7 protein-coding genes are annotated in these 6000 nt (G+C 74.8%); 4 read left to right on the top strand and 3 right to left on the bottom strand.

The window, feature by feature from the left end; genetic code table 11:
- The first annotated feature begins 129 nt into the window (after nt 1-129).
- Both ACIWVC_RS11565 and ACIWVC_RS11560 read left to right on the top strand, forming a co-directional pair.
- Nucleotides 130-339, top strand: a complete 210-nt coding sequence (locus ACIWVC_RS11565) for a hypothetical protein (protein ID WP_396445507.1) — start codon at nt 130-132, stop codon at nt 337-339.
- A gap of 93 nt (nt 340-432) precedes the next feature.
- The gene (locus tag ACIWVC_RS11560; RefSeq protein WP_396454116.1) at nt 433-2034 is read left to right on the top strand and encodes an AMP-binding protein; all 1602 of its coding nucleotides are present in this window, start codon (nt 433-435) and stop codon (nt 2032-2034) included.
- A gap of 21 nt (nt 2035-2055) precedes the next feature.
- On the opposite strand, the gene ACIWVC_RS11555 is transcribed toward ACIWVC_RS11560, so the two are convergent.
- Nucleotides 2056-2478: an ATP-binding protein gene (locus ACIWVC_RS11555; protein ID WP_396445509.1), complete on the bottom strand. Its 423-nt coding sequence runs from the start codon at nt 2476-2478 to the stop codon at nt 2056-2058.
- Nucleotides 2479-2732: 254 nt separating this feature from the next.
- Here ACIWVC_RS11555 and ACIWVC_RS11550 point away from each other — a divergent pair, with 254 nt between their 5' ends.
- Together ACIWVC_RS11550 and ACIWVC_RS11545 are read left to right on the top strand one after the other, a co-directional pair.
- Nucleotides 2733-3707, top strand: a complete 975-nt coding sequence (locus ACIWVC_RS11550; protein ID WP_396445510.1) for a hypothetical protein — start codon at nt 2733-2735, stop codon at nt 3705-3707.
- A gap of 61 nt (nt 3708-3768) precedes the next feature.
- Nucleotides 3769-4650, top strand: a complete 882-nt coding sequence (locus ACIWVC_RS11545; RefSeq protein WP_396445511.1) for a hypothetical protein — start codon at nt 3769-3771, stop codon at nt 4648-4650.
- A 35-nt stretch (nt 4651-4685) separates the two neighbouring features.
- On the opposite strand, the gene ACIWVC_RS11540 is transcribed toward ACIWVC_RS11545, so the two are convergent.
- Nucleotides 4686-5273: a DUF4232 domain-containing protein gene (locus tag ACIWVC_RS11540; protein ID WP_396445512.1), complete on the bottom strand. Its 588-nt coding sequence runs from the start codon at nt 5271-5273 to the stop codon at nt 4686-4688.
- Between the two features lie 43 nt (nt 5274-5316).
- A complete protein-coding gene (locus ACIWVC_RS11535; protein ID WP_396445513.1) occupies nt 5317-5685 on the bottom strand; it encodes a hypothetical protein in 369 nt (122 codons plus the stop codon).
- Between the last annotated feature and the right edge of the window lie 315 nt (nt 5686-6000).

The raw sequence follows: 6000 nt of genomic DNA, 5'->3' as shown, positions 1-6000 counted from the left end.
CCGTCCCGCGGCCCGCTCCCGTCGTGCGGCCCGCTCCCGTCGTGCGGCCCGGTGCCGTCGCGCAATCCGCCGGTGGTCTCCATGGTCAGCCCAGCCTACCCATCCGCAAACGCTGCCATGTGAGAAAACTTGCCCAATGGGAAGGAGGTCGTGCGGGCCGCGTACGGGGACGCCGCCGGCCACATCTTCCTGGTGTCCGCGGGTATCGCGGTGGTCGGGATCGCCGCGGCGGCGCTGCTCAAGCCGGTCACGCTCCGCGACAGCCTCGAACTGGTGGAGAGCGCCGAGACCGGCGACCCGGTGCCCGCCGCGGAGGGCGGTTCGTTGTCAGGATCATGACAACGAACGGCCCGAAGAGCTGAGTTGAGGCAGAAGAGCGCGGAGACACCGCTCTATACGGTCACTGCCAAGATCTCGTACCGGAGGCGGTAGATGAGCGGACGATCGGAGTTCGGGCGCCGCGCGGCGTCGGTCGTGCGGGCGGGAGGCATGTTCGCCCGGAGCGGGCTGTGGCGTCCCGGACCGCCGCTGAAGGTCGCCCGCCAGCTCAACGCGCTGCGCCGCTGGGGCACGCTGCTCGGCGGGACGGTCGTGTCCGCCGCCGCCCGCGACCCCGGCGGCGTCGCGATCGTCGACGACGCCGGGGAGCTGACCTACGGCGAGCTCGACGCCCGCACCGACCGGCTCGCCGCCGCGCTCGGCCGGTTCAACGGCGCCCCGCGCGTCGCCGTGCTCTGCCGCAACCACCGCGGCATGGTCGAGACCCTCGTCGCGTGCAGCAAGCGCGGCTCCGACCTCGTCCTGCTCAACACGGGGATGAGCACCGAGCAGCTCCGTACCGTGCTGCGGCAGCAGCAGATCGACGTCGTCATCGCCGACGCGGAGTTCGCCGAGTTCATCGCGGCCGTGCCGCGGACCGTCCACCTCATCACGGCCGGCGGGGCGGGGTCGGAGCTGGAGAACACCATCGCCACCGCGCCCGCCGGGCCGGTCGACCCGCCGGCGAGGGCGGGCCGGACGATCGTCCTCAGCTCCGGCACGACCGGCCGCCCGAAGGGCGCCGACCGGCACTCGCGGCCCGGGCTGTCGCCGCTCACCTCGATCCTGTCCCGCATCCCGTACCGGGTGCACGAGCGGATGCTCATCGAGGCGCCGCTGTTCCATACCTGGGGCTACGCGATGCTGCAGGCGGCGATCCCGCTGCGCGCCACGATCATCCTGCGGTCCCGGTTCGACCCCGAGCAGACGCTGCGCACGATCGAGGCCACCCGCGCGACGGCGCTCGTCGCCGTCCCGGTCATGCTGCAGCGCATCCTGGACCTCCCGGAGACCGTGCGGCGCGGGTACGACACGTCCTCCCTGCGGATCGCCGCCCTCAGCGGCTCGGCCCTCCCCGCCACGCTCGCGACCGCGTTCATGGACGAGTTCGGCGACATCCTCTACAACCTGTACGGGTCGACGGAGGCGTCCTGGGTCACCATCGCCACCCCCGCCGACCTGCGCGCCCACCCCGACACCGCCGGGACGCCGCCGCCCGGGACGAAGGTCGCGATCCTGGACGAGGCCGGGCGGCCCGTCCCGCCCGGCACGACCGGCCGCATCTTCGCCGCCAACGAGCTGCTGTTCGCCGGCTACACCAGCGGCGAGACCAGGGAGATGCGGGACGGCCTGATGAGCCTCGGCGACGTCGGCCACCTCGACGCGGACGGCCGGCTGTTCGTGCGGGGCCGCGACGACGACATGATCGTCTCGGGCGGGGAGAACGTGTTCCCGGCCGCGATCGAGGAGGTCCTGGAGAAGCTCCCGCAGGTCCGCGAGGTCGCCGTCGTCGGCGTCCCGGACGACGACTTCGGGCAGCGCGCCGCCGCGTACATCGTCCTGCGGGACGGCGAGACGCTCGACGCCGACGCCGTCCGCGCCCACGTCCGCGAGCATCTGGCGCGGTTCGCCGTGCCGCGCGACGTCCACTTCCTGGACGCCCTGCCCCGCAACGCCACCGGCAAGATCCTCCGCCGCGCCCTGCCCGCCCGCTGACCGCGCCGGGTCGCGCCGCCGTCAGGTCGTGGCGGGCGGGCGCGCCGTCTCGACGGTGAACCAGAGGCGGGTGCGGCCGGGGGACTGGTCGAGGCCCCACTCGCGGGCGAGCGCGTCGATGACGGTGAGGCCGCGGCCGTGGTCGAGGCGGCGGCGGCCGTGCGGGTCGGCGCCGGCCGGGTCGGGGCGGGCGGGGCCGTCGTCGGCGACCTCGACGCGCAGGACGCGGCCGTCGGTCGAGACCGTCACGGTGACCAGCCCGGAGCCGTGCAGCACGGCGTTGGCGACGGCCTCGGACGTCATCAGCTCGACGTCGTCGAGCAGGTCGCCGTCCGCGACGACCTTCGCGGCGAGCTCGCGGACGACGCGGCGGGCCCGGCGGCCGCCCTCACCGCCGCCGCCGAAGCCGAACGGCTCCCCGAGCCGCTCCATCCCTGCCGTCACTCGATCACCACACCTGGATTCCGGAAGCGCAACGCAATCATTCACCTGCGCTGAGTGATGGGCAACGCGACCGGTGCATCGATCTTGGCCTTTCCGGGACAGCCGGGCCGGAAGATACTCACCGAGGTGCACAAATCGGGTGTTTTCTCCGTCCCGCGGCGAGAATCAGCGGACGCCCTCCCCGTGTAACCATCCGATTCGGCAGCGTTCTTCGCCCGGCGGGCGAATGACGGCGGTCGTCCCGGAGGTGCGCCATGCAAGCGGTCGTCCTCGCCTGTGCCGCGCAGGCCGTGTACATCGCCGCCTATGTCCTGTTCAAGACGGCCACCGGGCGGATGAGCCCGATCGGCGGCCGGCATCCGCTGCACGCCGCGGGACGGCTGGTGCGCAGCCCGCGCTGGCTCGCCGGGGTCGCGGTGCTGCTGGCGGGCTTCGCGCTCTCGGCCGCCGCGCTCGTCACGATCCCGGTGGCCGCGACCCTGCCCGCCTACGCGCTCGGGCTCGTCCCGCTGCTGGTCGTGGGCATGAGCGGCTTCGGCGAGCGGCCCACGTCGCGGGAGTGGCTCGCGGTCCTCATCACCGTCGCCGCGATGGCCACCGCCGTGCTGTCGGTGCTGCCGGACCACGGTGAGCCGCTGCGCGACGCGCTGCACCGCACCGGCGGCGCCGGCGCGGCCGCCGCCCTCCCGCTGTGGAAGGCGGCGCTGGTCTTCGTGCCGTCGCTGGCCCTGCCGCTCTGGATGCTCGGCGCGCGCGACCGCGCGGCCGGCGGCCGGCACGCGCGCCCGCTGACCGGCATCGCCTACGGGCTCGGCGCGGGCGTCCTGCTCGGCGCCACCGAGGTGTTCGGGCAGGGCATGGCGATGATGCTCGCGGCGGGCCGGAGGACGGACGTGCTCGCGTCGCCGCACCCCTACCTGTTCCTGCTCGCCGGCGTCCTCGGCCTCGTGCAGCTGTCGATCGGGCTGCAGCGCTGCCGCCTCACGATCATCGTCACCGTCGTCACGGTCACGGCGAAGACGCACCTGCTGCTGTCGGCCACGCTGCTGTACGCGGAGCCGTGGCCGGGCGAGCCGGCCCCGCTCCTGCTGCGGGCCGCGGGCGTCGGCCTGGCCGTCCTGGCCCTGACGGCGTTCCCGCGGCACGAGCGCCGCACGCGCCGGCTCCGCCAGCCCGTGCCCGCCGTCCCGCCGGCGCAGCCGCGCATCTACCCCTCCCGCCTGGGCTGATGCAATCTTGTCATTGTCAAGATAGGGTGGGCGGCGATCCCGAGGAGAAGGAGCCGACGCGATGACGGAGAACCCCGCCCTGGCGCGGCGGATGTGGCATCAGCTCGAACCCGTGCACGCCCTGTTCTGGTACTCGCCCGACGTCTTCGCCGAGGCGGCGGCGCTCGGCTACGACGTCGGCACCCGCTGGCCGAGCTACTTCGCCTGGCGCGCCGCGCCGCTCGGCGCCGCAGGCCCCGAGCGGGTGGCGTCCGCGTTCTACAGCTTCAGCCCGCGCATGGTGGCCGAGCACATCCCCGCCGCCTGGGCGGTCGCGCCGCCCGAGCGCGTCCTCGAAGGGCGGTGGCGCGCCGTCGACCGCATGTACCGGGCGCTGCTCGGCGACGGGATCGGCGACGCGGACCTCGCGGAGGCCGCGGGGCTCGCCCGCGCCGCCGCCGAGGAGGCGGACACCGCCGGCCGCCCGCTCGCCGCCGCCAACGCCGGCCTGCCCTGGCCGGACGAGCCGCATCTCGTCCTGTGGCACGCGATCGGCATCCTGCGCGAGCAGCGCGGGGACGGCCACGTCGCCGCGCTCCTCACCCACGGGCTCGACCCGGCCGAGGCGCTGGTGTCGTTCGCCGCGATCGGCGCCGCGTCCGTGGAGACGTTCGCGAGCCGGGGCTGGACGGACGGGGAATGGGCCGCCGCCCGCGACCGCCTCGCCTCCCGGGGCCTGGTGGACGCGGAGGGGAAGGCGACCGACAAGGGCCGCGAGCTGCGCGACTCCGTCGAGCGGATGACCGACGACCTCGCCTACGCGCCCTGGCGGACGCTCGGCGCCGACAAGGCCGACCGGCTCGCGCAGCTGACGATGCCGATCCTGGTCAAGGTGCTGGAGACCGGGCTGATGCCCGCGCAGAACACGCTCGGCATCGGCAAGGTGCAGGCGCCGCCCCGCTGAGCCGGCGGCCGCCGGGCAGGCACCGCCCCGCTGAGTCAGCGGCGGCGGGGGAGGCGCCAGGCGGTCTCCTCCAGCCGGCCGGTGTTGCCGAGGTCGATGGGGCCGCCGGCCTCGACGATGACGACCGGCCGCCCCGGCGCCGGCCGCACCTCCAGGTACCGTCCGGTCACGGCCGTGGTGGTCGGGTCGGTGACCAGGTTCCGCCAGACGATCCCGAAGATCGCCGACTCGCCGGGACGGATCGTCAGCGGCTCCGGCCCCGCGTCCTCGATCCGCGTGGTGCCCCGCACCACCTTCACGTCGAACGGCTGCCGGTCCTCGTCGAGGACGCGCAGGGACGCATAGCCGTCCAGCCGGTACGGGCGGTCGCCGCAGTTGCGCAGCCTGATGGCCGCGGCACGGAGGCCCATCGCGGCCTCGGGCCGCTCCATCCCGACGCTGATGCCCTCCCGCGTGCACACCGGCGGCGCCGGCGACGTGGACGGGATGGCGATGGAGGTCGGCCGCGCCGGGCGGGGCTCGGACGGGACGGCGGCGGGCGCCCGCTCGGCGCCGCAGGCGGTCAGGCCGAGCAGCGCCGCCGCGGCGAGCGGCAGGAGCGGGATCCGCTGGATCGAGGTCACCCCGGAGATCATGGCAGAGGCGCCGCGCCCCGGGGGCGGTGCCTCAGGACCCCGGCGCCCCGGCCGACTTCATGCACGCCAGGAGGGCCTTCTGGGTGCGGCCGTCCTGCGCGTCGGGCCGCCAGGTGCTGGTGTCCTGCGGCACCTTCACGCCGTGCCGGCGCATGCAGTCGACGAACGCGCTGACGACCTTGGACGGGGCGGCCGACGGCGCCCCGCCGGGTGCCCGCGACGTGCCGCCCGTGGACGCGCCGCCCGAGTCCGCCCCGGCCGGCGCGGACGCCCCGCCGCCCGTGGGGGCCTGCGCGGACGGGGTCGGCGCCGGGTCGTCGCCGTCGTCGCCTCCACCGCAGGCAGCGGTCAGCGCCAGTGCCGGGACGAGCAGCAGAGCCGCCAGATGACGTCGGTTCACTGGTGGTCCTTCCAGCCGGATGGGGCCTCGACAATAGCCGGTGGAGTGGTCTCGCGTCCGCCCGGCCAGGCATCTTCCCGGCACACGACAATTGCGGAACCTGCCCTCCGCTAACAGAGAAAGCCGTGACCGGGTTTCTGCAGCGGCGACCACCGGTGCCTCGAATTTACCGGCCAGTAGTTATGTTGAACGCCGCGAACTGGGAAAAGAGGGAAGAGCATGGCGGCCGCGCTCGGTACGTCGGCCGGGCGGGCGTTCCGGTTCCGTTGGCGCGCCGAGTGTTCGTCCCTCGCGGGCGTCCCGCTCCTCGTGCCG

The sequence above is a fragment of the Actinomadura sp. genome, assembly GCF_044508335.1.
Classification (GTDB): Bacteria; Actinomycetota; Actinomycetes; order Streptosporangiales; family Streptosporangiaceae; genus Spirillospora.
This window is presented reverse-complemented; position numbering and strand designations above follow the sequence as displayed.

Bases quoted from the DNA above. Each gene is read 5' to 3' on its own strand.
- ACIWVC_RS11560 (WP_396454116.1), top strand. From the start codon at position 433: ATGAGCGGACGATCGGAGTTCGGGCGCCGCGCGGCGTCGGTCGTGCGG.
- ACIWVC_RS11550 (WP_396445510.1), top strand. From the start codon at position 2,733: ATGCAAGCGGTCGTCCTCGCCTGTGCCGCGCAGGCCGTGTACATCGCC.
- ACIWVC_RS11545 (WP_396445511.1), top strand. From the start codon at position 3,769: ATGACGGAGAACCCCGCCCTGGCGCGGCGGATGTGGCATCAGCTCGAA.